Annotated in this window: 26 protein-coding genes; 7 read left to right on the forward strand and 19 right to left on the reverse strand. The window is 74.3% G+C overall.

All coding sequences use genetic code 11. The features are described 5' to 3' along the window. Positions 1 to 6: 6 nt before the first annotated feature. The 6 genes from CRP30_RS03335 to mshA all read right to left on the reverse strand — a co-directional run bounded on the left by CRP30_RS03335 (position 7) and on the right by mshA (position 5,888). On the reverse strand, positions 7 to 756 hold the full coding sequence (locus CRP30_RS03335; RefSeq protein WP_097182502.1) for a phosphoglyceromutase: 750 nt from the start codon (positions 754 to 756) through the stop codon (positions 7 to 9). 23 nt (positions 757 to 779) lie between these two features. Beyond that, on the reverse strand, positions 780 to 1,082 hold the full coding sequence (locus tag CRP30_RS03340; RefSeq protein WP_143278391.1) for a hypothetical protein: 303 nt from the start codon (positions 1,080 to 1,082) through the stop codon (positions 780 to 782). Positions 1,083 to 1,119: 37 nt separating this feature from the next. Beyond that, the gene (locus tag CRP30_RS03345; RefSeq protein WP_159961494.1) at positions 1,120 to 2,364 is read right to left on the reverse strand and encodes an aminotransferase class I/II-fold pyridoxal phosphate-dependent enzyme; all 1,245 of its coding nucleotides are present in this window, start codon (positions 2,362 to 2,364) and stop codon (positions 1,120 to 1,122) included. 124 nt (positions 2,365 to 2,488) lie between these two features. After that, complete coding sequence (locus tag CRP30_RS03350; RefSeq protein ID WP_235003134.1) at positions 2,489 to 4,036, reverse strand: MFS transporter; 1,548 nt, start codon at positions 4,034 to 4,036, stop codon at positions 2,489 to 2,491. Continuing rightward, positions 4,033 to 4,557 (reverse strand): type III secretion system chaperone family protein, encoded by a 525-nt coding sequence (locus CRP30_RS03355; RefSeq protein ID WP_097182505.1) that lies wholly within the window; start codon positions 4,555 to 4,557, stop codon positions 4,033 to 4,035. Before CRP30_RS03355 ends, CRP30_RS03350 begins: the two co-directional genes overlap by 4 nt. Then, complete coding sequence (gene mshA, locus CRP30_RS03360; protein WP_097182506.1) at positions 4,554 to 5,888, reverse strand: D-inositol-3-phosphate glycosyltransferase; 1,335 nt, start codon at positions 5,886 to 5,888, stop codon at positions 4,554 to 4,556. The genes CRP30_RS03355 and mshA overlap by 4 nt, the downstream gene beginning before the upstream one ends. Positions 5,889 to 5,978: 90 nt before the next feature. Between mshA and CRP30_RS03365 the strand changes: the two genes are divergently transcribed. Beyond that, entirely contained in the window at positions 5,979 to 6,758 is a 780-nt protein-coding gene (locus CRP30_RS03365; RefSeq protein WP_097182507.1) for an SDR family oxidoreductase, read from the forward strand. A 15-nt stretch (positions 6,759 to 6,773) separates the two neighbouring features. Here the strand turns inward: CRP30_RS03365 and CRP30_RS03370 are convergent, their stop codons facing one another. After that, on the reverse strand, positions 6,774 to 7,781 hold the full coding sequence (locus CRP30_RS03370; protein WP_097182508.1) for a UDP-N-acetylmuramate dehydrogenase: 1,008 nt from the start codon (positions 7,779 to 7,781) through the stop codon (positions 6,774 to 6,776). A 34-nt stretch (positions 7,782 to 7,815) separates the two neighbouring features. Between CRP30_RS03370 and CRP30_RS03375 the strand changes: the two genes are divergently transcribed. The 3 genes from CRP30_RS03375 to CRP30_RS03385 all read left to right on the forward strand — a co-directional run bounded on the left by CRP30_RS03375 (position 7,816) and on the right by CRP30_RS03385 (position 11,558). Beyond that, positions 7,816 to 8,679 carry a class I SAM-dependent methyltransferase gene (locus tag CRP30_RS03375; RefSeq protein ID WP_097182509.1) on the forward strand — a complete coding sequence of 288 codons (864 nt, stop codon included), beginning with the start codon at positions 7,816 to 7,818 and terminating at the stop codon, positions 8,677 to 8,679. Between the two features lie 86 nt (positions 8,680 to 8,765). Further along, a complete protein-coding gene (locus tag CRP30_RS03380) occupies positions 8,766 to 10,646 on the forward strand; it encodes an HNH endonuclease signature motif containing protein (protein WP_097182510.1) in 1,881 nt (626 codons plus the stop codon). 72 nt (positions 10,647 to 10,718) lie between these two features. Then, positions 10,719 to 11,558, forward strand: coding sequence for a spermidine synthase (locus CRP30_RS03385; RefSeq protein ID WP_097182511.1), 840 nt, complete (start codon positions 10,719 to 10,721; stop codon positions 11,556 to 11,558). Here CRP30_RS03385 and CRP30_RS03390 read toward each other — a convergent pair. Continuing rightward, a complete protein-coding gene (locus CRP30_RS03390; protein WP_097182512.1) occupies positions 11,548 to 12,060 on the reverse strand; it encodes an O-acetyl-ADP-ribose deacetylase in 513 nt (170 codons plus the stop codon). The genes CRP30_RS03385 and CRP30_RS03390 overlap by 11 nt on opposite strands. Positions 12,061 to 12,079: 19 nt before the next feature. Between CRP30_RS03390 and CRP30_RS03395 the strand changes: the two genes are divergently transcribed. After that, positions 12,080 to 12,274, forward strand: a complete 195-nt coding sequence (locus CRP30_RS03395) for a PspC domain-containing protein (protein ID WP_097182513.1) — start codon at positions 12,080 to 12,082, stop codon at positions 12,272 to 12,274. Positions 12,275 to 12,303: 29 nt separating this feature from the next. Here the strand turns inward: CRP30_RS03395 and CRP30_RS03400 are convergent, their stop codons facing one another. The 8 genes from CRP30_RS03400 to CRP30_RS03435 form a co-directional block, all read right to left on the reverse strand. Further along, complete coding sequence (locus CRP30_RS03400; protein ID WP_097182514.1) at positions 12,304 to 12,591, reverse strand: DUF2516 family protein; 288 nt, start codon at positions 12,589 to 12,591, stop codon at positions 12,304 to 12,306. Between the two features lie 170 nt (positions 12,592 to 12,761). After that, positions 12,762 to 13,559, reverse strand: a complete 798-nt coding sequence (locus CRP30_RS03405) for a hypothetical protein (protein WP_097182515.1) — start codon at positions 13,557 to 13,559, stop codon at positions 12,762 to 12,764. Beyond that, a complete protein-coding gene (locus CRP30_RS03410) occupies positions 13,556 to 14,089 on the reverse strand; it encodes a helix-turn-helix domain-containing protein (protein ID WP_097182516.1) in 534 nt (177 codons plus the stop codon). Before CRP30_RS03410 ends, CRP30_RS03405 begins: the two co-directional genes overlap by 4 nt. A gap of 87 nt (positions 14,090 to 14,176) precedes the next feature. Continuing rightward, entirely contained in the window at positions 14,177 to 15,232 is a 1,056-nt protein-coding gene (locus tag CRP30_RS03415; RefSeq protein ID WP_097182517.1) for an asparaginase, read from the reverse strand. Next, positions 15,232 to 15,792, reverse strand: a complete 561-nt coding sequence (locus tag CRP30_RS03420) for an RsiG family protein (RefSeq protein WP_097182518.1) — start codon at positions 15,790 to 15,792, stop codon at positions 15,232 to 15,234. Before CRP30_RS03420 ends, CRP30_RS03415 begins: the two co-directional genes overlap by 1 nt. Beyond that, positions 15,789 to 16,628 (reverse strand): beta-keto acid cleavage family enzyme, encoded by an 840-nt coding sequence (locus CRP30_RS03425; RefSeq protein WP_097182519.1) that lies wholly within the window; start codon positions 16,626 to 16,628, stop codon positions 15,789 to 15,791. The genes CRP30_RS03420 and CRP30_RS03425 overlap by 4 nt, the downstream gene beginning before the upstream one ends. Beyond that, complete coding sequence (ygfZ, locus tag CRP30_RS03430; RefSeq protein WP_097182520.1) at positions 16,625 to 17,716, reverse strand: CAF17-like 4Fe-4S cluster assembly/insertion protein YgfZ; 1,092 nt, start codon at positions 17,714 to 17,716, stop codon at positions 16,625 to 16,627. Before ygfZ ends, CRP30_RS03425 begins: the two co-directional genes overlap by 4 nt. Then, positions 17,713 to 18,177: a Fur family transcriptional regulator gene (locus CRP30_RS03435; protein ID WP_097182521.1), complete on the reverse strand. Its 465-nt coding sequence runs from the start codon at positions 18,175 to 18,177 to the stop codon at positions 17,713 to 17,715. The genes ygfZ and CRP30_RS03435 overlap by 4 nt, the downstream gene beginning before the upstream one ends. 95 nt (positions 18,178 to 18,272) lie before the next feature. Between CRP30_RS03435 and nhaA the strand changes: the two genes are divergently transcribed. Next, positions 18,273 to 19,649: a Na+/H+ antiporter NhaA gene (gene nhaA / locus CRP30_RS03440; RefSeq protein ID WP_097182522.1), complete on the forward strand. Its 1,377-nt coding sequence runs from the start codon at positions 18,273 to 18,275 to the stop codon at positions 19,647 to 19,649. Positions 19,650 to 19,964: 315 nt separating this feature from the next. After that, positions 19,965 to 20,648, forward strand: coding sequence for a hypothetical protein (locus CRP30_RS03445; RefSeq protein ID WP_097182523.1), 684 nt, complete (start codon positions 19,965 to 19,967; stop codon positions 20,646 to 20,648). Positions 20,649 to 20,670: 22 nt separating this feature from the next. On the opposite strand, the gene CRP30_RS03450 is transcribed toward CRP30_RS03445, so the two are convergent. The 3 genes from CRP30_RS03450 to CRP30_RS03460 form a co-directional block, all read right to left on the reverse strand. Further along, positions 20,671 to 22,362, reverse strand: coding sequence for a DUF885 domain-containing protein (locus tag CRP30_RS03450; protein WP_097182524.1), 1,692 nt, complete (start codon positions 22,360 to 22,362; stop codon positions 20,671 to 20,673). After that, positions 22,359 to 22,892, reverse strand: a complete 534-nt coding sequence (locus CRP30_RS03455) for a heme-binding beta-barrel domain-containing protein (RefSeq protein WP_097182525.1) — start codon at positions 22,890 to 22,892, stop codon at positions 22,359 to 22,361. The genes CRP30_RS03450 and CRP30_RS03455 overlap by 4 nt, the downstream gene beginning before the upstream one ends. 135 nt (positions 22,893 to 23,027) lie before the next feature. Beyond that, positions 23,028 to 23,969: an NAD-dependent epimerase/dehydratase family protein gene (locus tag CRP30_RS03460; RefSeq protein WP_097182526.1), complete on the reverse strand. Its 942-nt coding sequence runs from the start codon at positions 23,967 to 23,969 to the stop codon at positions 23,028 to 23,030. Positions 23,970 to 24,025: the final 56 nt, after the last annotated feature.

Below are 24,025 nucleotides of genomic sequence, written 5' to 3' on the forward strand. Positions count from 1 at the left end.
GGTTCGTCATTTCTTGCCCTGGTTCTTGACGGCCTCGATGGCCGCGGCCGCCGCGTCGGGGTCGAGGTACTCCCCGCCGGTCTTCAGCGGGCGCAGGTCGTCGTCCAGGTCGTAGCGCAGCGGAACCCCGGTCGGGATGTTCAGGCCGACGACCTCGTCGTCCCCCATGCCGTCGAGGTGCTTCACCAGCGCGCGGAGGCTGTTGCCGTGCGCGGCGACCAGGACGGTCCGGCCGGCCCGCAGGTCCGGGACGATCGAGTCGTACCAGTAGGGCAGCATCCGGACGACGACGTCCTTGAGGCACTCGGTGGCCGGGCGGGCCTCCGACGGCAGGAACGCGTAGCGTGCGTCGCCGTCCTGGGCGAACTCGCTGCCGGCCTCGATGGGCGGCGGCGGGGTGTCGTAGGAGCGGCGCCAGGTCATGAACTGCTCCTCGCCGTACTGGGCGAGGGTGGCTGCCTTGTCCTTGCCCTGCAGCGCGCCGTAGTGCCGCTCGTTGAGCCGCCAGGACCGCGTGACCGGGATCCAGTGGCGATCGGCCTCGGCGAGCGCGAGCTCCGCGGTCATGATCGCCCGCTTGAGCAGCGACGTGTGCAGCACGTCGGGAAGCAGCCCCTGCTCGGCCAGCAGCTGCCCGCCGCGGGCGGCCTCGGCCCGGCCCTTCTCCGACAGCGGGACGTCGACCCAGCCGGTGAACAGGTTGGCCTTGTTCCACTCGCTCTCACCGTGGCGGAGCAGCACCAGAGTTCCAGTCACGCCGTCATCCTGCCGGAAGGGTGTCAGCGCGCGAGCTGGGGCCAGAGCAGCCAGAGCTCGAAGAGCACCGGCGGGGCCAGTCCCACCAGCAGCCAGGCGCTCCGGACCCGCCGTTCCGCGCCCCACCTGACGGCCGCCACCAGCGCGACGCAGCACGCGACGGCGACGCCCAGCCAGACGACCACGGCGGCCACGTCCACCGTGAAGAGCTGCGCCACGACCAGCTGGACGGCGCTGAACAGCACCGGGTAGGCGAGGGCGGAGGCGGCGACCACGCCCATGAGCGCCCGCGCGCGACGCTCCGGCGCGGGTCTGCTGTCCGCCATCACCGCCACGCTATCCGCGCCGGCGCCGGTCCGCCGGTCAGGCCGGGACGGGCACGAGCGACCGCGCGGAGGCGACCGCCTCGGCGATGATCGCGCCGGCGCGCAGGAGCTGCTCCTCGGTGTGGGTCGCCATCAGGGTCAGCCGGAGCACGCCGCGGCCCCGGGGCACCGCCGGATAGGCCACCGCGTTGGTGTAGACGCCGGCCTCGAAGGCCAGCCGCCAGGCCGTCTGGGTGACCTCGTCCTGACCGGTAGGGACGGCGATGACGGCGCCCTCGCCGGTGATCGGGGCGGCGCCGTTCTCGGCGAGCACGCGGCGCAGCAGTTCGCAGTTGTCCTGGAGCCGGACGACGCGCTCGGGCTCGCTGCGCAGGATGCGGAGCGAGGCCAGCGCGGCCGCGACGGACGCCGGGTCGTTGCCGGCGCTGAAGACGTAGGGCATGGCGGAGGCACGGATGCCGTCGGCCGCCGCCCGCGACGTCATGATCGCGCCGCCGATGCTGGCCAGGGCCTTGCTGAGCGCCACGGTGACGGCGTCGACGCGGGCGAGGACCCCGAGGTGCTCCGCTGCGCCGCGGCCCCCCGCCCCCAGGACGCCGAGGCCGTGGGCCTCGTCGACGACCAGCCGCGCGCCGTACCGCGCGCAGAGCGCGGTGATGTCGGCCAGCGGTGCGACCTCTCCGGTCATCGAGTAGACGCCGTCGACGACGACCACGGCACCGGCGCGGGGGTCGATGCTGTCCAGCCGCTCGACGAGGCTGTCGAGGTCGTTGTGCCGCCAGCGCAGCGCCGTCCCCCGGCTGGCCGCCGCGGCCGCCTGCAGGCTGGCGTGCACGTGGGCGTCGACGAGCAGCACGTCGTCGGGCCCGCAGATCGTGGACAGCAGCGCGACGTTGGCGTTCACCCCGGAGGAGGTGAGCACGGCGGCCTCGGTGCCGTAGTGGTCGGCCAGTTCCTCCTCGAGCGCCAGGTGCAGGCCCGTCGTCCCGTTGAGGACCCGGCTTCCCGCGGTGCTCGTGCCGTACTGCGCCAGCGCAGCGGAGGCGGCCTCGATCACGCGGGGGTCACCGGCCAGGCCGAGGTAGTTGCCGGTGCCGAGGTTGATCCGCTGCTGGCCGTCGGCGTAGCGCGTCACCGGCAGCGGTGCGCCGCCCGTGGGCACGGCGTGGGTCGCTGCGCCGTCCCGCGTGTGCTGCCGGAACAGGGCTGCGAGGTTGTTCTCGAGCAGCGGCGCGAAGGGGTCCCGCCGTCCCTGGACGGGGACGCGGTGGTCGTTCCACACGGGTCGGGCCTCCTTCTGATCGCACGGGAGGCCCGGCTGCTCCGCCTCAGCCTGGTTCGTCACGGGGCGTGGCGTCAACCGACAGTTCCACCTTCGGGTCGCAGCGTGACCGGGGGCACATGTCTCAGCCGGGAGCCGGCTCGTCCCTCCGGCGGCCCGGCATCCACCTCAGGACGATCGCCGCCGCCACGAGGGCTGCAATCGCGGTGAACACCGCGGTGACGTGCATGGCCGAGACGAAGGCCTCCCGCGCGGGCCCCACGACGTCGGCGGCGGCCCGGGCCGCCTCGGCGTCCCCGCTGCGCTCCAGCTGCCGGACGGCCTCGAGCGTGGCGACGATGGACTGGCTGGCCTCGGCACGCGCGCCCGCCGGGAGGAGGTCGGCGGTGCTCCCCAGGTGCGCGGCGTACGAGGCGGCGAGCACGGAGCCGAGGATCGCGACCCCGAGGGCGCCGCCGATCTGCCGGACGGAGTTGTTCACCGCCGCCCCCGCGCCGGCCTTCTCGCGCGGCACCACGGACATGATCGACTCGGTGGCCGGGGCCATGACCGCGCCCATGCCCAGCCCCTGGACCGACAGGACGACGACCAGCAGCCAGACCGGTGACGTGAGGTCGAGCAGCTGGATGCCGGCGAACGAGAGGGCGATCAGCAGGAAGCCGCTCGCACAGACCGCCTTGGGTCCGTAGCGCTCGGCCAGCGCGGAGCTGCGCGGCGCCATGACGGCCATGCCCACCGCGACGGGGATCAGCGCCGCACCGCTCTGCAGCGGGCTGTAGCCGCGGACGCCCTGCAGGAAGTACACCAGGTAGAAGGTGGCTCCCAGCAGCGCGAAGAAGTTCAGGGCCAGCGCCGCCGCCGCGGCGGAGAAGGCCGGGTTGCGGAAGAGCGAGACGTCCAGCGCCGGGTGGCTCGAGCGGCGCTGCAGCCAGACGAACAGCCCGAGCAGGACCAGACCGCCGATCAGGGGCAGCAGGACGCCCGGCGTCGTCCAGCCGGCGCCGGAGCCGCCGTGGATGATCCCGTACACGAGGCCGGCCAGGGCGACGATCGACAGCAGCACCCCGGGGACGTCGAGCCGGCCGGGGGACGGGTCCCGGGACTCCGGGACGAACGCGATGACGGCCACGATCCCGAGGACGGCGACCGGGACGCCGACCAGGAACACCGAGCCCCACCAGAAGTGCTCCAGGACGGCGCCGCCGGCGAGCGGTCCACCGGCGACGGCGATGCCGGCCGTGCCCGCCCAGATGCCGATGGCCCGGCCGCGCTCCCCGGCCGGGAAGACATTGGTGATGACGGCGAGCGTCGTGGGCTGGACGGCGGCGCCGCCGGCGCCCATGACCGCGCGCCAGGCGATGAGCTCGAGCGGGCTGCTGCTGAAGGCGGCGAGGACGGAGCCGATCGCGAAGATGCTCAGGCCGATGAGCAGCACCTTGCGGCGCCCGATGCGGTCGCCGACCACTCCCCAGGAGAAGAGCAGGCCGGCGAACACCAGGATGTAGCCGTCGACGGCCCACTGAAGCTCGCCCTGGGTGGCGTCGAGATCGCGCTGCAGCGTCGGCAGGGCGACGTTGAGGATCGTGTTGCCCATGATGACCACGAGCAGGCAGACGGTCATGGTGGCCAGGACCCACCAGCGCCGCGCGTAGCCGGGTTCCGGCGCGGTCACGCCCGGCGGTCGGGGTCGGCGAACGCGGCGAAGGCCTCGAGGTTGCGCAGCGACTCCCCGCGCTTCACCCGCCAGTCCCACTCCCGTCGGATCGACGTGCCGAAGCCGATCTCGAGCATGGTGTTGAAGTGGTCGTCGGCGTAGCTGAGCACCGCGCCGAGGATGCGGTCCAGCTCGTCGGACGTGACGGCGGCGTGCGGGAGCCGGCCGGTCAGGTAGACGTCGCCCACGCCGTCGATGGAGTAGCTGACGCCGTACATGCGGGCGTTGTGCTGGAGCAGGTAGGTCCACAGCTGCTCGCGGTTCTCGTCGGGCTGGCGGCAGACGAACGCCTCCACCCGGAGCGCGTGCTCGCCGACGATGAGGCCGCACACGGTCTTGAGCTTCTTCGTGCCGGGCAGGTCGACCAGCCACTTCCCGGGCGCCGGGTGCTCGTGGACGAGCTCGCTGTCGCGCAGGGTCTGCTCGATGACGGCGTCGAGCTCGGCTGTGCTCCTGCCCTGGGACGCCGGCTCGCTCATCGCGCGACCTGCACGCCGGGCAGGGCGCGGAGCGGCCCGAATGCCAACGGGCGCACCGGCTGCGGCGTCCGGGCCATCTCCTCGGCTGCCGAGCCGTACGCGGCGACGAGCGCGTCGGCGGTGCGGTCCCAGGAGAAGAGGCCGGCGTGCCGCCGGGCGCCGGCGGAGAGCAGCTCGGGGCGGGAGAGCACCGAGCGCACCGCGGTGGCGTAGTCACGGGGGTCGTGGCCGTCGACGAGCACGCCCGAGACGCCGTCGCGGACCGCCGTGCGCAACCCGCCGACGGCGGCGGCGACCACGGGGGTGCCGCAGGCCTGGGCCTCCAGGGCGACGAGGCCGAAGGACTCGTTGTGGCTGGGCACGACGGTGACGTCTGCGGCGCGGTAGTGCTCGGCGAGCCGGTCGGGCGGCTGGGGCGGGAAGAACGTGACGACGTCGGCGATGCCGAGGGCGGCGACGAGCTTGTGCAGCTGCTCGGGGGCCTCGAGGCCGGAGCCGCTCGGGGCGCCGACGACGTGGACCCGGAGGCGGCTGCGGAGGCCCGGGTCGTCGTCGAGGAGGTGGGCGGCGGCGTGCAGGAGGACGTCAGGAGCCTTCAGCGGCTGGATGCGCCCCACGAAGAGGAGCACCAGGGCGTCGGCCGGGGCGCCGATCGCGCGGCGGGCCGCTGCTCGATCCCCCGGCGAGAAGCGGTCGAGGTCCACGCCCGGGGGGACGACGAGGGTGCGGGCCGGGTCGGCGCCGTAGAGGCGCACCAGCTGGCGGGCCTCCTCGTCGGTGTTGGCGATCAGCCGGTCCGCCTCGGCGACGACCTGCTCCTCGCCGATCACGCGGGCGCGCGGCTCGGGGCGGTCGCCGACGGCCAGCGCCTCGTTCTTCACCTTGGCGAGGGTGTGCGCGGTGTGGATGAGCGGCACGCTCCACCGGTCACGGGCGAGCCAGCCGACCTGGCCGGAGAGCCAGTAGTGCGAGTGGACGACGTCGTAGTAGCCCGGCTCGTGCTGGGCCTCCTCGCGCAGGACGGCCGCCGTGAAGGCGCAGAGCTGGGCGGGGAGCTCCTCCTTGCCGAGGCCCTCGAAGGGGCCGGCGCTGACGTGGCGGACCGTCACGCCCGGGCTCATCTCGACCACGGGCGGCAGGTCGCTGGACGTGGCGCGCGTGAAGATGTCGACCTCGATGCCTCGGGCGGCCAGGCGGCGGGATGCCTCGACGATGTAGACATTCATGCCGCCGGCGTCGCCCGCGCCCGGCTGGTCGAGCGGGCTGGTGTGCACCGACAGGGTGGCCACACGGCGGGGCGTGCCGGATCGCGGGGAACGGCGAGCGGGCACGAATACTCCTCCCGCTCTCGGTCCGGTGGTGGCGCGACTCCCGGCCCCCCTGTCGACTGTTCATCCTGCAACAGCGTCAGGATGGCGTTCATGCCCGGTACCGAGCTCCCCCACTCCCCCACCCGCCCACTCCCCGGTGCGGGGCGCACCGCCGTCGTGACCGGCGCGTCGTCCGGGATCGGTGCGGCCACGGCCGCACGGCTGGCCGCAGAGGGCTTCGACGTGGTCGTCGCGGCGCGGCGCATGGACCGGCTGACGGAACTGGCCGAGTCGGTCGGCGGGCGGGCGCTGCCGCTGGATGTGACCGATCCGTCGTCGGTCGCGGCCTTCGCGGACGCCCTCGACCGGGTGGACGTGCTGGTGAACAACGCGGGTGGGGCGTTCGACGCCAACCGGGTCGAGGCCGCCGATCTCGATTCGTGGGCGCGGACCTACGAGGTCAACGTGCTGGGGACCGTGCGGTTGACGAAGGCGCTGCTGCCGGCGCTCCGGGCGTCGGGGGCGGGCGACGTGCTCTTCGTGAGCTCCACGGCCGCGCTGGCCAGCTACGAGGGCGGGGCGTCGTACACGTCGGCCAAGCACGGGGTGCACACGCTGGCGGAGACGCTGCGGCTGGAGCTGAACGGTGAGCCGGTGCGGGTGCTCGAGATCGCGCCCGGGATGGTGCGCACCGAGGAGTTCTCGCTGAACCGGCTCGGGTCTGCGGACAAGGCCGACGCGGTCTACCGCGGGGTGCGCGAGCCGCTGGTGGCCGACGACGTGGCCGACTGCATCGCCTGGGCGGTCACCCGTCCGCACCACGTGAACATCGACCTGATGGTGGTCCGCCCCCTCGCGCAGGCCAGCACCTACAAGGTCGCCCGCGAGTAGGCGGCCCTCTCCCGGCTACGGCCGGACGGCGGTGGGCTCGCGTTCGAGGGTGACGCCGAACTGCTCTTCGACGGTCGCGATCACGCGGCCCGCGAACGCGAGCAGCTCGGCGGCGGTCGCACCCTCTTCGGTGGTCAGCGCAAGGCTGTGCTTGGACGACGTGCCCACCCTGCCGTCACGCGTGCCGCGGCCGAAGCCTGCGTGCTGCACCAGCCAGGCAGCGCTGAGCTTGACGCGGCCGTCACCCGCCGGCCAGCTCGGGCAGCCCTCGACCGCCTGGTGCGACGGCACGATCGGGTTGGTGAAGAAAGAACCGGCGCTGCGACTGTCCGGCTCGGCCGGGTCCCACACCATGCCCTTGCCACGCCGCAGCCCGATCACCGCCTCCCGGACGTCGGCCAGGGGTGCCGGCTCCCCGATCCCGACGCCGAGCGTCCTCGCCAGCTCCGCGTAGCCGACCGGCCGGGACATCCGTCCGGCGTGGAGGCCGAACGTGACCTCGAGGACGACGAACCGGGCCGGATCGCGCTTGAGCCGGCTGTCGCGGTAGGCGAACCCGCACTCGGCGGGCGTCAGCACGCGCTCCGCCTTCTCGACCCGGTCGTAGATGCGCACGGCGGTGATCGTCTGCGCGACCTCCTGGCCGTAGGCGCCGACGTTCTGGATCGGGGTGGCCCCCGTCGAACCCGGGATGCCCGACAGCGCCTCCATGCCGGCCAGCTCGTTCGCCACGGTGTGGGCCACCAGCTCGTCCCAGTCGTGCCCTGCCTGGACGACGAGGCTGTCGCCGTCGCGCTCGATGCCGCGGGACCGCACCAGGACGACGTCACCGGGCCATCCCTCGTCCGGCGCGACGATGTTGGAGCCGCCACCGAGCAGGAGCAGCGGCGTCCCGGCCTCATCCGCCTCGCGCACCGCCGCGACCAGTTCGGTCGCGTCGGCGACCTCGACGAGCCGCTCGATCGGGCCACCCACGGCGAGGGTGGTGAGGTCCGCCAGCCGGACGTCGCGTCGAACCTGCACGCCCCCACGCTAACCGGGACTACCCTCCGGACCGGTGAGCGAGGCGGGGAGCGATCACAAGAAGCGGGCATCGCTGCCTCCGTCCCCCCAGCGCAAGGCTCCCCGACTGGCTGCGGGACGGGCCCGGGCGCTGGGCCTCCCGACCCGTGGGACCACGAACGCCAACCGGCTGCGGCGGGTGGACCGCTGGCTTCTCGCCACCCAGGTGCCCCGGCTGCGGGACTCGGCCCGGCCGCTGGTCGTCGACCTCGGGTACGGCTCCTCCGCGGTCACCACCCTGGAGCTCGTCGAGCGGCTGGGCCCGGAGGTCGACCGTCTCGAGGTGGTCGGCCTCGAGATCGATCCCGCTCGCGTCGCCGCGGTGGAGGCCGACCGCGATCCGCCCCGGGTGGACTTCCGAGTGGGCGGCTTCGAGCTCGCCGGTCTCCAGCCGGTCCTGGTGCGCGCGTTCAACGTGCTCCGGCAGTACGACGAGGAGTCGGCGGCCCGCGCGTGGGAGACGATGCGCGCGGGGCTCGGACCGGGCGGACTGCTGGTCGAGGGCACCTGCGACGAGTGGGGGCGCCGCTCGGCATGGGTGGCCCTCGACGCCGACGGCCCGCTGACCCTGACCCTGGCCACCCGCGTCGCCGACATCGCGACGCCGTCCGACCTTGCCGAGCGGTTGCCGAAGGCGCTGATCCACCACAACGTGCCGGGCCAGCCGGTGCACGACTTCCTGCGTGCGTTCGACGCGGCGTGGGCAGGCGCCGCGGGGCTGTCGGCGTTCGGCCCGCGACAGCGGTGGGTGGCCGCCGTGGAGTCCCTGGCCGAGCGGGGGTGGCCGATGGTGGGGTCGAGCCGGCGGTGGCGGCACGGCGAGGTCACGGTGCGATGGTCGGCGGTGGCACCGACCTGACGGGCGTTTCCGTCCACAGGTGACGCCTATCTCCACAGGTGCCGTTTGTACTGGTCCGCGGCTGGCCGACCGATAGGGTCGAACGCATGTTCGATGATGCGGATGCCGTTCCGGAGGGCCGCTGGTCGGCGCTGGAGGAGCGGCTGCGGGCCGGGCTGGTGGCCGTGTTGCCGCTGCGCGTGGAACTCATCGAGCAGCGCCGCCCGGTCGTCCTCGCGTCCGCCTCGCACGGGAACGGGCGGACGCTGCGCTCGGTGGTGGACGGCGCTGCGCTGACCGGCGGGGTCGAGCCCGAAGGTCTGCCGCTGGCCCGGTTGCTGGAGCGCGGCGCGGGCCATCTGCGGGCGGCGGCGGAGGCGCAGCGGGTGCAGTCGGAGGCGGCCGCGCAGCAGGCCCGCGCGCTGGCCGCGTTCGCCGCGGCCCGCCCGGCGTCGGCGTTGGACCGCACCGACACCGAGGTGGGTGCGGCCGCGGCCGCCTCCCGGGCGGCCCGGCCGGCGGCGCTGACGGCGGTCAGTGAGTGGGCGGTCGATGAGGTGATGGTCGCGTTGCGCCTGTCCGCGCCGGCGACCTCGGCGCTGCTGACCGACTCGATCACCCTGGTGCAGCAGCTGCCGGCCACGCTGGCCGCCCTCGAGGTCGGCGACCTCACGTGGGCGCACGCCCGGATGCTGTGCGAGGTGCTCGCCCCGATCGCCGAGGACACGGTCCGCGGACAGGTGGAGGCCCGGGTGCTGGCCCGGGCGGGCGGGAAGAACGTGTCCGCGCTGCGGGTCGCGGCCAAGCGGGCGGTGCTGCGCGCGGACGCGTCGGCGGCCGCCCGGCGGCTGGCCGCCGCGGTACGGGACCGGTCGGTGCGGGTGCACCCCGGTGCCGACGGCATGGCGTCGCTGACCGCGACGCTGCCGGTGCCGGTCGCACGCGCCTGCTACCGGATGCTGGAGGCCTACGCGCTGGACTGCGCGACGCCCGGGGACGGGCGGACCACCGACCAGCGGATGGTCGACTGCCTGGTCGATCTGCTGCTGCGCCCGGACGCCGACGGGCGGCCACCGGTGCGCGCGCAGCTGACCGTGGTCGCCGGCGTGGGCACCCTCACCGGCGGCGACGAGCCCGGCGAGGTCGACGGCCAGCCGGTACCCGCCGAGCTGGTCCGCGCCCTGGCCGCCGCCCTCGGCCTGCTCCCGCCGACCCCACCCGACAACCACGCAGCCACCGACCCCGACACGGCCGCCGACACCGACACCGGCACGGCCGCCGACACCGACAGCGGCACGGCCGCCGGGACGGCCGCCGACACCGACGCCGACACGGCCGCCGGGACGGACCCCGCCAAGTCAGACAGCGCGCCGGCAGACACCGACACCGAAGGCAGCACCGGCACGGGGACGGGCGGGCAGGCGTCGGCGGCGTTGGCCGAGCTGCTGAACCTGCGGTCGGTCGCCGGCACCGGGCTGGCCGAACTGCCCCGGATCGCGGTCATCGACGAACTGTCCGGGCAGCTGCGCGCCCTCACCTTCCCCAGCGAGATCCGCCGCACCGCCACCACCGGACAGAGCCTCCGGCCACCGCCACCGACCGCCGGCTACCAGCCGAGTGCGGCCCTGCAGCGGTTCGTGCGCGCCCGCGACCGGCGCTGCCGGTTCCCCGGCTGCCGCGCACCCGCCGAGCGCTGCGACCTCGACCACAACACCCGCTACCCCGACGGCGCCACCAGCTGCGACAACCTCTGCTGCCTGTGCCGCCACCACCACCGACTCAGCCACCAGGCACCCGGCTGGACCATGCACCGCCTCCCCGACGGCGGCCTGCAATGGACCACCCCCACCGGCGACCGCGTCACCACCCACCCACCCCGCTACGGCACCGACGACGACCTCCCCCCACCACCCGAACCCCGGCCCACCCCCACCGCCGGCGCCCTCGGCCACCCCGCCCCACCCGACGACGAACCAGCCCCCTTCTGACGGAGCCGGCAAGGGCGTGAGTTCGCTCGTGCACCATGGGCGGGTGACCGAACCGGGCGGGGTGCTGCGCGCGTGAAGGTGCCCCCCGGTCCGACCGAGGTGGCCGGAGGCACGGCCGAGCTCTTGGCCGACGCCGATCGCGACGGCTCCTGGATGCTGCTCGTCAACGGCACGCCGCAGTCCCACGTCGACCTCGACGACCCGACCCACCTCGAGTTCGAGTACGTCCGCCGCATGGGCCACGTCCTCGACCTCGCCGATGAGCCCGAGTCGCCGCTCGACGTGGCCCATCTCGGCGGAGGGGCGCTCACCCTGCCCCGGTACGTCAGCGTCACCCGTCCCGGCTCCCGGCAGCGCGTCGTCGAGATCGACCAGCCGCTCACCGACCTCGTCCGTGAGTACCTGCCCCTGCCGCGCGGCGCCCGCGTCCGGGTCCGGGCCGACGACGCCCGGGTCGGCCTCGCCGCCCTGCACACCGCGAGCACCGACGTCGTCATCTGCGACGTCTTCGCCGGAGCCCGCACTCCGGCGCACCTCACCAGCGCCGAGTTCGCCGCCGAGGCGCACCGGGCCCTCCGCCCGGGCGGCGTCTACGTGGCCAACGTCGCCGACGGCCCGCCTCTCCGGTTCGCCCGCGCCCAGGTCGCCACCCTGCGCTCGGTGTTCGGGAACGTCTGCCTGCTCGCCGAGCCCGGGACCCTGCGCGGCCGCCGCTTCGGCAACCTGGTCGCCGTCGCCTCCGACGCCGAGCTGCCCATCGCGGGCTACATCCGCCGTTGCGCGCGCGACCCCATGCCCTCACGTGTCGTGTACGGGGACGACCTCGACCGCTTCACCGGTACCGCCCGGCCGGTGCACGATGCGGACGCCGTCGACTCCCCCGAACCGCCTGCGGGAGTCTTCAGCCGCTGAGCGCGGCCTCGAAGGCGGTCAGCGCCTCCTCGCCGAACAGCACGAAGCGCACCTCCTGCACGTGCTCGGCCTGCACGGACCGCACCCCCGCCACCGCCTGTCGCGCGGCGTCGTCCAGCGGCCACCCGTACACACCGGCGGAGATCGCCGGGAACGCCACCGTCCGCGCTCCCAGCCCGTCGGCGACCCGAAGACTCTCGGCGTAGCAGGAGCGCAGGACGCCGGACAGATCGCGCGACGCCGACCAGACCGGCCCGGCGGTGTGCACCACCCAGCGTGCCGGTAGACGCCCCGCCGTCGTCGCCACCGCCTGGCCGCGTGGCAGCCGGCCGCCGGGAAGTCGCGCGGTGACGCCCCGGCACTCGGCGAGGATCGACGGCCCGCCGGCGGCATAGATGGCGCCGTCGACCCCGCCGCCGCCCAGCAGTCCGGGGTTCGCAGCGTTCACGACCACGTCGACGTCCGCCCGGGTGATGTCGCCGAGCACCGCCCGTAGCTGCATGGTCGTAGGGTCTACCGGCATGACCGTGCCCGCGAACCTGCCGCTCCGCCGGGACAGCCGCAACAAGGTGATCGGCGGCGTCTGCGCCGGCATCGCCCGCCGCTACGGGATGTCCCGCAGCGGCCTCCGCCTGGCGTTCGTCCTGTCCTGCGTCCTCCCGGGGCCGCAGTTCATCGCCTACATCCTGCTGTGGATGTTCATCCCGGCCGACTGACCGGCCGCACCCCGCTCAGCGGCGGTCGATCACCAGCTGTTGCCGCGCGGCAGTCCGCGCACCGCGGGACGCACGTCGACCAGGTAGACGATCGCGGCGATGACGGCCGGCAACCCGAACAGCGTCATCGGGTTCTGCTGCCAGAAGATCAGCAGCGCGGCCAGGCCCGTGATGGCCGCCCAGCCGGGCTTGGTGAGCTTCCCCGTCGCCACGAAACCGGCCGCGGGGCGGATCAGCGCGTCGACGAAGGCCCACAACGTGAGGCCCTGGGCTCCCACGTAGAGCACGAGCAGCAGCAGCCCGTCGAACGTCGCCATGGACCGAGCCTACTCGCCGAACCCGCCGGATCCCGGGACGAACGGGATCCCGGCCGACGACCCGACCCCGACGAGGGACCGCGACGCGACAGGGCCCCGGAGCGCTGATCGCAGCTCCGGGGCCCTGGTCGGTGGTCCGACGTCGGCCGGCGTCCCGCCGGCCGTCGACGTCAGTTCTTCTTGGCGGGCACCGCGGTCGGGTCAACCGGCTTGGCCGAGCGGGCGCGGGTCACGCGCGCCGAGGTGGCCTTCGCCGGCGCCTTGCGCGCAGCCGGGGTGCTCTTCTTGGCCGGGGCGGCCTTGACGGTCGTCGACTTCGCGGTGACCGGCTTCGCGCCGGACTTCGCTGCCTCGACGGCCTTCTCCGCGGTCGCCTTGGTGCTCTCGGCGGCGTCCTCGACCTTGTCCTCGGCCTTGGCCGCGGCCTTGGTCGCCTTGGCGGCGGTCTTCTGCGCCACCGAGGTCACCTCGTTGGACGCCTCGACGACGGCCTCGGCGGTCTCCTCGAGGATGTCCTCGAGCGTGTCCTCGACGGTGTCGACGGCGCGCTCGGCCCGACGGACGACCCGACGGAAGCCGGGCTGCTGGCGCAGCTCCTCGACGACCTCGGCACCGCGCTCGGCCAGGGTGCCGACGGTGGTCAGCGCCTGGGTGCGAGCGGTCTCGACCAGGCCGGCGACGGTGCTGCGCAGCGCCTCCGGACGGGCGGCCACAGCGAGCTGCTGCGCCGTGGTGCGGGCGGTGCCGGCAGCCTCGGTGGCCCGGGTGCGGGCCTCCTTGACGGCGAGGTCGGCCTGCACCTGGGCCTCGCCCGGGATGGTCTCGGCCTTGGTGCGGAACTGCTCGAGCACGACGCGGGCGCGCTCGACGGCCAGGTCACCGGCGCCGATCGCGGCGAGGACGGCGGGCTTGGCGGCGGCGACGGCGAACTCGCCGTACTGCTTCACGGTCTGGGTGGTGGTGGTCATGCCGACTCCTTCGAGTTTCGGGGCTCTGCTGCGGGGCGGGAAGAGGCTGTGGGGTGGGAAGAGGTCTGGATCGCGGAACGGTGCTCGCGCACGTACGTCTCGTACAGCTCGAGCAGGACCGCCTTGTGGCGCTCGGACAGGCCCTCGTCCGACCGGATCGCCGCCACGGTGTCCGGGTTGCCGGACCGCCGGTCGAGGATCCCGGCCTGCTCGTAGAGCGTCTCGGCCGAGATCTTCAGGCCCCGGGCGATCGACGCGAGGATCTCCGCTGACGGCTTGCGAAGACCCCGCTCCACCTGGGACAGGTACGGGTTGCTGACGCCGGCCGTGCGGGCAAGCTCGCGCAGCGACACCCGGGCAGCACTCCGCTGCTCACGGATGAAGTCGCCGACCTGCGAGCTGACGGCCGAGACGCTGGGCGCCTCGCTGACCGATCCCGCGACCGACTCCGCCACACTGCCGGCCACCCGGTCCACCGTCGAGCGGACAGTGGTCACCTGCTCGCGGACGAACTCACCGGGCGTCTGCACAGCTACGACCCTAGGCCGGGGTGCTAGCAGTTGCAAGCGGAGGAGCTAGCAGTCGGGCGTGAGCCCTGTCACAGGAGAACGCGCAGGTCAGTCCTGCAGGGCAGCGGCGGCCGGACGGATCTCGCCCACGACGCCGTCGCCCCCGGACACCGGGGTCAGCAACCACCGGGCGAGCACGTCCTCGGCCAACCCAAGCCGACGCAGCCCCGCCGACAGCGCCGGTGTCCGCCCGCGCTCACCGCCGTCGTCGATCTTCAGCGCGACGGCCCCGCGACCGGGCAGCGCCGCCACGTGCACGCCGTCCGCGCCGCCCTTGACCAGCAGCCCCGGTACCGCCTGCATCAGGTCGGTGTCCTCGCGACCGGTGCCGGCCACGAACCACGGCTCCGCGCGCATGGCGTCGGCCACCGCCCGCTCACGGGTCCCCTCATCCCCCTGCACCAGCGACAGCACGCCGCGCGCCAGCCCGGTCACCGAGAGCGCGTGCTGCGGCGCACCGCACCCGTCGACGACCACCGCGGTCACCGGCTCGCCGGCCGCCTCTGCCAGCCGCGCCTCGATCGCCTGCTGCAGCGGGTGGTCGCGATCCAGATAACCCGAGGTGGGCCACCCGGCCGCCACGCACGCCGACAGCATCGCCGCGTGCTTGCCCGAGCAGTTCATCGCCAGCCGCTCGGCGGCCCGGCCGGTGGCGATCCAGTCCGCCTTCGTCGCCTCGTGCTGCGGCAGGGCCGGCGGGCAGCCCAAGGCGTCCGGCCCCAGCCCGGCGGCGGCCAGCATGGCGGCCGCGACCTCGCGGTGACCGTCCTCGCCGTTGTGCGAGCCGGCCCCGATGGCCAGCTCGGCGGTGGACCGCGGCGACCAGCCGGCAGCCAGCAGCGCCGTGGCCTGCACCGGCTTGTTGGCCGAGCGCGGCAGGATCGGGCGGTCGACCGCCCCGGCGGCGAACGTCACCTCTCCCGCGGCATCGAGGACGACCAGCGAGCCGCGGTGCGCCGACTCCAGGAACCCCGACCGCCAGACCTCGACGAGGACCGGGTTGTCCGGCCACCGTGACGACAGGACGTCGTCCGGTTGGGACCGGCCCCCTTGCAGAGCCCCACCGCGAGCCTGCGAGCCGTGGGGGGCAAGGGGGTCCTTCATCAGTGGCGGCCCTCGTCGGCCAGCAGCGCGGCCACGTCGGCCTCGCCGTCCCGGTAGCGCCGGCCGAGCTCGGCGGCCAGCCCGTCCATCACCTGCTGCACGCCGCGACGGCGCTCCGACAGGTCGCTCTCGGCCTCGGCGAGCGCGCGGGCCGCCTTCTCCAGCTTGGCGTCGGTCAGCGTCTGGATTGCCGAGATGTCCACGCCCTTGGTCAGCGAGTTGACCCAGGACTCGTAGTCCTCGGGCGACTGCGGCTGGACCGTCTGGTGCCGGCCAAGGCCGTGCGCGGGACCGCGACCCTTCTCGGACAGGATCTCCGGGAGCAGGTCCATCAGGGAGCGGCCGTCGTCCTCGGCGCGGCGCTGGAGCTCGCGACGGACGATGTCGAGCCGGCCCTGGAGGAGCCGCCGCGTGTAGGAGAGGTTGACCTCCTGCTGCTCCGCCTCGCGGCGCAGTCGGCGGACCTCGGCCATGGGCTGGGTCGTCGCGTTCTCCAGGAAGGCGGGCTCGAGGAGCGCGTCGACGGCGGCACCCCCGGCGGCAGCAGGCTTCGGGCTCATCGGGCTGTCTCCATCGGCTTGATGCCCAACAGGTCTCGGGCCTCGTCGGTACTCATCGGCGGGCGCTGCGCGATCCGGGCGAGCCCGGCGGCGCGGGCCACCAACTGGGCGTTGTCGCGCACCGGCTCGCCGGGAGCGTAGGTCAGCGTGTCCTCCATGCCCACCCGCAGGTGCCCACCGGCCGACAGCGCGGCCAGCATCACCGGCAGCGACGTCCGGCCGACGCCCGTCGCGGCGAACGTCGCACCGGGCGGCAGGAGCGGGAGGCACGCGGTCAGGGCCTGCGCCGTCCCCGGCATGCCCCCGGGCACGCCCATGACCAGGTCCACGTGCACGTGGCCACCGTGCGGGAGCCCGTGCCGGTCCAGCAGGCGGGCCAGGGTCGCCAGCTGGCCGAGGTCGAAGACCTCGTACTCCGGCACGATGCCGCGCTGCTGCATCTGGGTGTGCAGCTCGACGATCAGGTCCCACGGGTTGGAGAACACGTCGCGGCCGAAGTTCACCGTGCCGAGCGTCAGCGACGCCGCGTCCGGCTCGGCGTCGAGGACGGCGAGCCGCGCGTCGAACGGATCGGTCACCGCGCCGCCGGTGGACAGCTGGACGATCAGGTCGGTGTTCTCGCGCACCGCGGCGACGACCTCGCGGACCCGGCCGAGGTCGAGGGTCGGCCGGGTGTCGGCGTCTCTCACGTGCAGGTGGATCACCGCGGCGCCGACGCGCTCGCAGTCGCGCGCGGTGGCCACCACCTCCTCCACCGTCACCGGCAACGCCGGGACGTCGGCCTTCGCCGACTCGGCCCCCGTGGGAGCGACCGTGAGAAGGGTGCCGTGCGTCACCGGCCGATCGTCGCAGACCGGACGGCCCGCACGCGCTCGCGCGCCGCGGCCAGGGTGTCGTCGGTCTCCGCGGGCGCGTCCTCCGGGTCGATGGCGGCGGTCGAGCCGGCGACGGTCAGCGCGGCGTCCATCGCGACCGACTGCTTCACCAGCGCGAGCGCGATCACGCCCAGCTCGAAGTGGCGGACGACGCTGCCCACCCGGCCCACCTCGCGCGCACCGGCGAGCACCGGGGTCCCCGGCCCGGCCAGCACCTCGCTGACGCCGTCCAGGTGCAGGAGGACCAGCCGTCGGGGCGGCCGCCCCAGGTTGTGCACGCGGGCGACCGTCTCCTGCCCGCGGTAGCACCCCTTCTCCAGGTGGACGGCGGTGCGCAGCCACGGCAGCTCGTTGGGGATGGTGCGGTGGTCGGTGTCCACGCCGAGCCGCGGACGGCGCGCCTCCACCCGCAGCGCCTCGTAGGCCGAGACGCCGGCCAGCGACGCGCCGAGCCGGTCCGCCACCGCGCCGACCTCGGCCCGCGGGACGACGAGGTCGAACACCGTCGCGCCGCCGTCGCCGATCCCGGGCATGCGGCGGACAAAGCCCTGGTCCAGCGGGGCCACCGCGTACTCCGTCGCAGGCGCGGCCAGCCCGGCGGCGAGCAGGACGTCGGGCGCCGTCGGCCCCACGAGGCTCAGCACCGCCCAGGAGGCGGTGACCAGCGCGGGCTCCACGCGGAGCATGAAGCGCATCTTCTGGAGAAACGCCTCCAGGGCCGGGCCGGTGCCGGCCTCGACGTCGACCCACGTCGTCCCTGCCAGGTCCGCGATCGCCAGGTGGTGCTCCACATGACCGTTCGGCGACAGCACCAGCGCCTCGCTGCCGGCTGCGTCGGCCAGGCGGTCCAGGTGCTGACTGGTGATGCTGTGCAGCCAGCTCAGCCGGTCGGCGCCGGGGATCTGCAGGACGTCGCGGTCGCCGCGGTCCACGAGCCCGGCGCCCTCGGCGAGGAGGCGCTGCTCGCGCAGTGGGTCGCCGTAGTGGGCGGCGATCGAACCGCCCTCCACGGGGACGGCGCCCGGGCGGGCGAGGAGGGCTGAGCTCATGAGGGGTGCTCCGATCCGGTGCGTTCGCGGCACGCGCGGCACGTCCCGGAGAGGGCGACGTGTCCCACGTCCACCGTGAAACCCAGATCGGCCGCCAGACGTTCCGCGGCGCTGTCGAGCAGGTCCGGCGCCGCGGACGCGATCTCGCCGCAGGACTGGCAGACGACGTGCAGGTGCGGGTGCTCGGCCGCGTGGTAGACCGGCGCACCCTTGCCGAGGTGGGTGTGCCACACCAGGCCGAGCCGCTCCAGCAGCTCCAGGTTCCGGTAGACGGTGGAGGTGTCGGGCGCGGTGCCGTCGGGCCCGGCCTCGTCGCGCAGCCGGGCGCCGATCGCCTCCGGCGTCGCGTGCTCCAGCGCAGTCACCGCGGCGAGGACCCGCTGCCGCGGAGCGGTCAGCCGCAGGCCACGGGCCCGCAGCCGCTCGGCGAGCGGAGCGGTGCTGTCCCGACTGTCGGCCACCCACCAAGGGTAGTTCCCGGTACTGTCCCTCTCGGTGCGCCGGGAAGTCTGGTCGGCAACGTGTCAGCCGACCCATCCGACCTGGAGCCGCCGTCGTGCCGTCCACCACCACCCGCCTCCTCGGCCGGGGCTCGTACCCCGAGGCCCAGCGGATCGCCTCGGTCCTGCGCAAGGAGACCGTCGGCGGTGCGCTGCTGCTGATCGGCGCGGCCGCCGCCCTGATCTGGGCCAACTCCCCTTGGGGTGACGCCTACGAGACCCTGCGCGACACCCGGGTGGGCCCCGCCTCGCTGCACCTCGACCTCACGCTGGGGACCTGGGCGGCCGACGGTCTCCTCGCGATCTTCTTCTTCGTCGCGGGGCTGGAGCTCAAGCGCGAGTTCGTCGCGGGTGACCTGCGCGAGCCGCGCCGCGCGGCACTCCCGATCGCCGCCGCCGTGGGCGGCATGGCCGTCCCCGCCCTGCTCTTCGTGCTGCTCAACCTGGGCGGCCCGGAGGGGTCCCTGAGGGGCTGGGCGATCCCGTCGGCGACCGACATCGCCTTCGCCCTCGCCGTCCTGGCCGTGATCAGCACCCACCTGCCGAGCGCGCTACGGACCTTCCTGCTCACGCTGGCCGTGGTCGACGACCTGCTGGCCATCGTCGTGATCGCGATCTTCTACACCGAGGAGCTCTCGCTCGGGATCCTCGGGCTCGCGCTGGTGACGATCGCGGCGTTCGGGTTCCTGGTGCAGCGTCGGATCCGGTCGTGGTGGCTGCTGATCCCGCTCGCCGTGGTCGCGTGGGCCCTCATGCACGAATCGGGGATCCACGCCACCGTCGCCGGCGTGCTGCTGGCGTTCACCGTGCCGGTGGTGCGCAGCGACGCCGCGGGCGGGCCGGATGCCGGACCGGGGATGGCCGAGCACTTCGAGCACCGCATCCGCCCGCTGTCGGCCGGGTTCGCCGTCCCCGTGTTCGCCTTCTTCTCCGCCGGGGTGGCTGTCGGCGGGCTGAACGGTCTGGGCGAGTCGCTGGGCGACAGCATCGCGATCGGGATCATGGTGGGCCTCGTGGCCGGGAAGGCGATCGGCATCACCGGCGCCACCTGGCTGGTGTCCCGCTTCACCCGCGCTCAGCTGGACGAGAACCTGGGCTGGCCCGACGTCATCGGACTCGCCCTGCTCGGCGGCATCGGCTTCACCGTCTCGCTGCTGATCACCGAGCTGGCCTACGGCGCCGAGAGCGAGAGCTACGACCACGCGAAGGTCGGCATCCTCGCCGGGACGCTGCTGGCCGCGCTGCTCGCCGCCGTGATCCTGCGGCTGCGGAACCGCCGCTACAAGCGGATGCACGAGGAGGAGACCCGGGACGTCGACGAGGACGGCATCCCCGACGCATGGGACACCGTCGACGACCGTGCCGACCACGACCGGGACTGGCGAGACACTCCGCCTCCCGGCCGCACTGTGGGCCCGTCCGCCGAGAGCTGAAAATCCTCGTTGCCGACCCTCGAAATCGGACGTACTTTCGTCGTACACGAGAGAGGAGGTGGTCCGTAACTTGCAGAGCTACAGGACACGTGAGGTGGCTGTCCGCTAGCCGCCGTCCAGATGGGCCGCCCGTTCAGACGACAGTCTGAACGACGGCAGATCGCCCGTCCGTCGAACGGCGGCGAGCGAGAACCGGACAGTCACCCGACCCCCGGGCCGCCGACATTTGTCCAGTCGGCCCGCGTGCAGCTCCCTTCCGGGGGAGCGCCGCGGAGCAGCCCGGGGGTTGTCCGTTCTCCGGGTAAGTTTCCTCCCGTGCAGCTGGGCGGCCTCCCGGTCGAGACCGACGTCTCCCGGGGCGTGTGGATCTCCTCCGCCCGTCGTCGCGGCGAGCGGGGCACCGTCGCCGGCCTCGTGCCCGCCGTCTTCGACGCCTACGCGCGCGTCCTCCACCCCGCCGTCCGCTACGCCGGGGACGACGACGTCGAGGTCCCCTGGACCGAGGTGGCCGCGCACAACGGCACGGTCGCCGGCCGGCTCGCCGTCTGGGACCGCGTCACCAGTGGTCCCGTCGACAGCCAGCCGCCGGTCTGGGACGACGGCCCGAGCGAGGGCCACCTGCCCGTCGGGGTCGCCGGCCGCCTCGCCGACGTGCTGTCCCGGCACACCACCACCCCCGGCGACTGCCTCTTCGGCCGCTGGGACGGCTTCGGCTACGACCTGACCGACCCCGACGTGCCACCCCGCCTGCTGCTGCGCGGCGAGCGGGACGTCGTCCTCGTCCGCGGCGCGGCGACCGACGCCGTGCGCAACCTCGCCCCCGAGCCGTACGAGCAGAGCGCCAACCTGTGGTGGCCGGCGGACCAGGCGTGGTGCGTGGTCACCGACGTCGACCTGCGGAGCAGCTACGTCGGCGGCAGTTCCGCCTGCATCGCCGCGCTGCTCACCACCGCGGGACTGGAGGCCCTGACCGTCGCACCCGAGGACCCCGTCGCCTAGAGCTGCGCGAGCTCCGCCATGGCTACAGCTGCGCGAGCTCCGCTGCCAGGTCGTCGAGCCCCAGCGACCCCTGCGACAACGCCGCCATGTGCCACGCCTTGAGGTCGAACGCCTCGCCGCGCGCCGCCTGCGCCGCCGCCCGGCCCTCCAGCCAGGCCCGCTCCCCCAGCTTGTAGCTGATCGCCTGTCCCGGGAGGCCGAGGTAGCGGACCAGCTCGCTGTCCAGGAAGGCCACGTCGGCGCCGGAGTTCTCGCCCAGGAACGCCCGCGCGAGCTCCGGCGTCCACGGCTGCCCCCGGTGCTCGGCGAGCGCACCCTCGGCGTCGTCCGGGATCGGCAGCCCGAGGTGCATGCCGATGTCGATGACCACCCGGACGGCGCGCAGTTGCTGCGCGTCGAGGTAGCCCAGCCGCGCGGCCGGGTCGGTCAGGTAGCCCAGCTCGTCCATCAGGCGCTCGGCGTACAGCGCCCACCCCTCGACGTTGGCGCCCACCGAGCCCAGCGACGTCTGGTAGGTCGACAGCTGCCCCGAGACGTAGGCCCACTGGGCCAGCTGCAGGTGATGGCCGGGAACCCCCTCGTGGTACCAGATCGAGATGAAGTCCCAGAGCGGGAAGCGCTCGCGGCCCAGCGTCGGCAGCCAGGTGCGGCCGGGGCGGGAGAAGTCCTGGGCCGGGCGGGTGTAGTACGGCGCGGCCGCGCTGCCGGGCGGCGCGATCATCGCCTCGACCGTCCGGACGGGCGCCGCGAGGTCGAAGTGCGTGCCGTCGAGGGCCTCGATCGCCTCGTCCATCATCGCCTGCAGCCGCTCGCGGATCGCCTCCACGCCCTCGACCGCCGGGCCGTGCACGTCCAGCCAGCGCATGGCCTCCATCGGCGTCCCGCCGGGAACCACCTTCTCTGCCTCGGAGCGCTGCTCGGCCAGGATCCGGCGGTACTCGCCCCAGCCCCACGCGTAGGCGTCCTCGAGCCCGCTGCCGGCACCCAGATCGGAACCGGTCCACCGACGGGCGGCGATCGCGTAGCGCTCGCGACCCACCGCGTCCGGCGTCCCCTCCGCGTGCGGCGCGTACTCGTCGCGCAGGTAGTCGCGGATCGCGGCCACCGCACCGTCGGCGGTGGCCGCCGCCCGGTCCAGCTCGGCCCGCAGCGACTCCGGGCCGGCGGCGACGAACGACGAGAAGTAGGGGCCGGTCAGCCACTCGTCCAGCTGCCCGACGACGGTGTGCACCTGCCGCGGCGCCACGAGCAGCCCGCGCCGGACCCCCTCCTCCAGCGAGGCGCGGAAGCCGGCGTACGCCTCCGGGACCCGGGCCAGCCGGCGGGCGACGACGGCCCAGTCCGCATCGGACTGCGTCGGCATGATGAGGAAGACCTGGCGCACCGAGTGGATCGGGCTGAAGAGGTTGGACAGCGCCCGGAAGCCCTCCCCGGCCTCGTGCCCGGCCAGCTCGGCACCGAGCCGCTCCCGGAGCAGCCGCGCGCAGCTGCGCTCGACCGGGTCGTCGAGCAGCGACGGGTCGGCCGCCAGCACCCGGTCCAGCTCGGCGAGCGTGGTCCTGGTCAGCTCCGCCTCTGCGTCCAGGCCCGCCGGGAAGAAGTCGGGCAGCCGGTCGTCGCCCGGTCGGGTGCCGAGCGAGGCGGCCGTGATCGGGTCCAGGTCGCAGACGGCGTCGACGTAGGCGTCCGCCACCTGCCGGGGCGTCCGGGTCATCGGATCCGCTCCAGCCGGGCGGACATCCAGGGTCGCGGCGCCTCGTCGGGGCCGGCGCGGTCGATCGCGTACATCAGCGCACCGTCGACGATCCCGTAGAGCCGGACGGCGCGGGTGACGTCGGGGGCGTCGGGCGTCCGGGCAAGCACGTCGGTGGACAGCTCCCAGCTCGTCGTCGTCCGGGCGCGGCCGACGTAGATCTCGACCAGTCCCTCCGGGCCGGCGACGAGCAGCTCGACGTCGTCCTGTCCCCGCGGCCGCCAGAAACCGGACTCGCGGACGCCCGGGCCGACGATCTCGCCGTCGTGGGTGAGGTCCCACGACCGCGACTCGTAGGCCAGGAAGCCCCGGCCGTCGTGGCTGAAGCGGATCCACTGCCCGAAGCGGTGGTCACCGGCCGCGCCCGCCGCCTGCCCCTCGCCGTGCCACTCCCCCAGCAGCGGCAGGACCGACAGCAGCTCCTCGGAGACCTCGGGGCCGCTGCGGACGTCGGCGGTGTCGGGCACCGGCAGCTCGGTGGGGCCGGTCATCGCCGGGCCCCCGTCGGACGGCGCGCCAACCGGTACGCGCCGGCGGCGCAGGCGAGCGCGCCCACCGACGCCAGACCGGCCAGGATCCAGGCAGAGACCATGGGCTCCACGGTAGTGACGACGCCGTCGCCGGGGTCAGGCGGTCACCGGCGCTCCGGAGACGGTCGCGCGAACGGTCGCGCGAACGACCTGGTCCCACGGCGTCGCCCGCAGTCCGAACGTCCGCGTGGTCGCCTCCGCGGTCGTGACGTAGTCCTGGTCCCACTGGTGCCGGATGTCCGCGACCTCCCGCATCATCGGGACGGCGACGCCCACGGCCCGCAGCACCGGCCACGGGATGCCGCTCACCGGAACGGGCTGCACCCCCAGGGCGGCGGCGACGTCCCCGAGCGCCTCCCGCTGCGACCGGGGCGCGGTGTTCGGCACGTGCCAGGCGCGGCCGAGCGCCCGCTCGTCGGTGCCGAGCGTGGCCAGCGTGGCCGCGACGTCCGGCAGGTAGGCCCAGCTGCGCTTCGCGTCCGGATCGCCGATCACCCAGGCGCGACGGCCCTTCCGGATCGTGGCGAGCTGCCGGACCAGGTGGGACTGCCCGGCCGGGACCTGCGGCCCCACGAAGTCCGCGGCCCGCGCCTCGGTGATCCGCACGCGGCCGGCCTCGTGGGCGGCCAGCGCCTCCTCCCACATCCGGATCCGCACCCGGCCCTTGACGTCGGTGGCGGCCAGTGGCGTCTCTGGCGTCATCGGCCCCGACGGTCGGCCGTACCCGTAGAGGTTCGACATGGTGGCGAGGACCGCCCCGGTGCGCTCCGCGGCCGCGAGCAGGGCGGCTGCGACGGGCGGCCAGTCGGTGGGCCAGCGGTGGTAGGCCGGGTTGACGGCGTTGTAGAGCGCGGCGGCTCCCCGGGCGGCAGCGGTCAGGGCGTCGGCGTCCGTCGCGTCGACCTGCCGGTGCTCCACGGTGTCGGTCGAGCGCCCACCGCTGCGCGACAGGATCCGCACCTGGTGGCCGCGGGCGACGAGTTCCTCCGCCGTCGTGCTTCCGACCGGGCCCTTGCCGACGATCACGTGCAGTGCCATGGGGATCTCCTCGCCGTTGACGAGAGCGGTGCTCTCGTTCGAGATCGAGCGTGCCG

Origin of the sequence: Blastococcus haudaquaticus, assembly GCF_900230285.1 — a bacterium.
Classification (GTDB): domain Bacteria; phylum Actinomycetota; class Actinomycetes; order Mycobacteriales; family Geodermatophilaceae; genus Blastococcus_B; species Blastococcus_B haudaquaticus.

Bases quoted from the DNA above. Each gene is read 5' to 3' on its own strand.
- CRP30_RS03340 (WP_143278391.1), bottom strand. From the start codon at position 1,082: ATGGCGGACAGCAGACCCGCGCCGGAGCGTCGCGCGCGGGCGCTCATG.
- CRP30_RS03355 (WP_097182505.1), bottom strand. From the start codon at position 4,557: ATGAGCGAGCCGGCGTCCCAGGGCAGGAGCACAGCCGAGCTCGACGCC.
- CRP30_RS03365 (WP_097182507.1), top strand. From the start codon at position 5,979: ATGCCCGGTACCGAGCTCCCCCACTCCCCCACCCGCCCACTCCCCGGT.
- CRP30_RS03380 (WP_097182510.1), top strand. From the start codon at position 8,766: ATGTTCGATGATGCGGATGCCGTTCCGGAGGGCCGCTGGTCGGCGCTG.
- CRP30_RS03390 (WP_097182512.1), bottom strand. From the start codon at position 12,060: ATGCAGCTACGGGCGGTGCTCGGCGACATCACCCGGGCGGACGTCGAC.
- CRP30_RS03395 (WP_097182513.1), top strand. From the start codon at position 12,080: ATGACCGTGCCCGCGAACCTGCCGCTCCGCCGGGACAGCCGCAACAAG.
- CRP30_RS03400 (WP_097182514.1), bottom strand. From the start codon at position 12,591: ATGGCGACGTTCGACGGGCTGCTGCTGCTCGTGCTCTACGTGGGAGCC.
- CRP30_RS03405 (WP_097182515.1), bottom strand. From the start codon at position 13,559: ATGACCACCACCACCCAGACCGTGAAGCAGTACGGCGAGTTCGCCGTC.
- CRP30_RS03415 (WP_097182517.1), bottom strand. From the start codon at position 15,232: ATGAAGGACCCCCTTGCCCCCCACGGCTCGCAGGCTCGCGGTGGGGCT.
- CRP30_RS03420 (WP_097182518.1), bottom strand. From the start codon at position 15,792: ATGAGCCCGAAGCCTGCTGCCGCCGGGGGTGCCGCCGTCGACGCGCTC.
- ygfZ (WP_097182520.1), bottom strand. From the start codon at position 17,716: ATGAGCTCAGCCCTCCTCGCCCGCCCGGGCGCCGTCCCCGTGGAGGGC.
- CRP30_RS03450 (WP_097182524.1), bottom strand. From the start codon at position 22,362: ATGACCCGGACGCCCCGGCAGGTGGCGGACGCCTACGTCGACGCCGTC.
- CRP30_RS03455 (WP_097182525.1), bottom strand. From the start codon at position 22,892: ATGACCGGCCCCACCGAGCTGCCGGTGCCCGACACCGCCGACGTCCGC.
- CRP30_RS03460 (WP_097182526.1), bottom strand. From the start codon at position 23,969: ATGGCACTGCACGTGATCGTCGGCAAGGGCCCGGTCGGAAGCACGACG.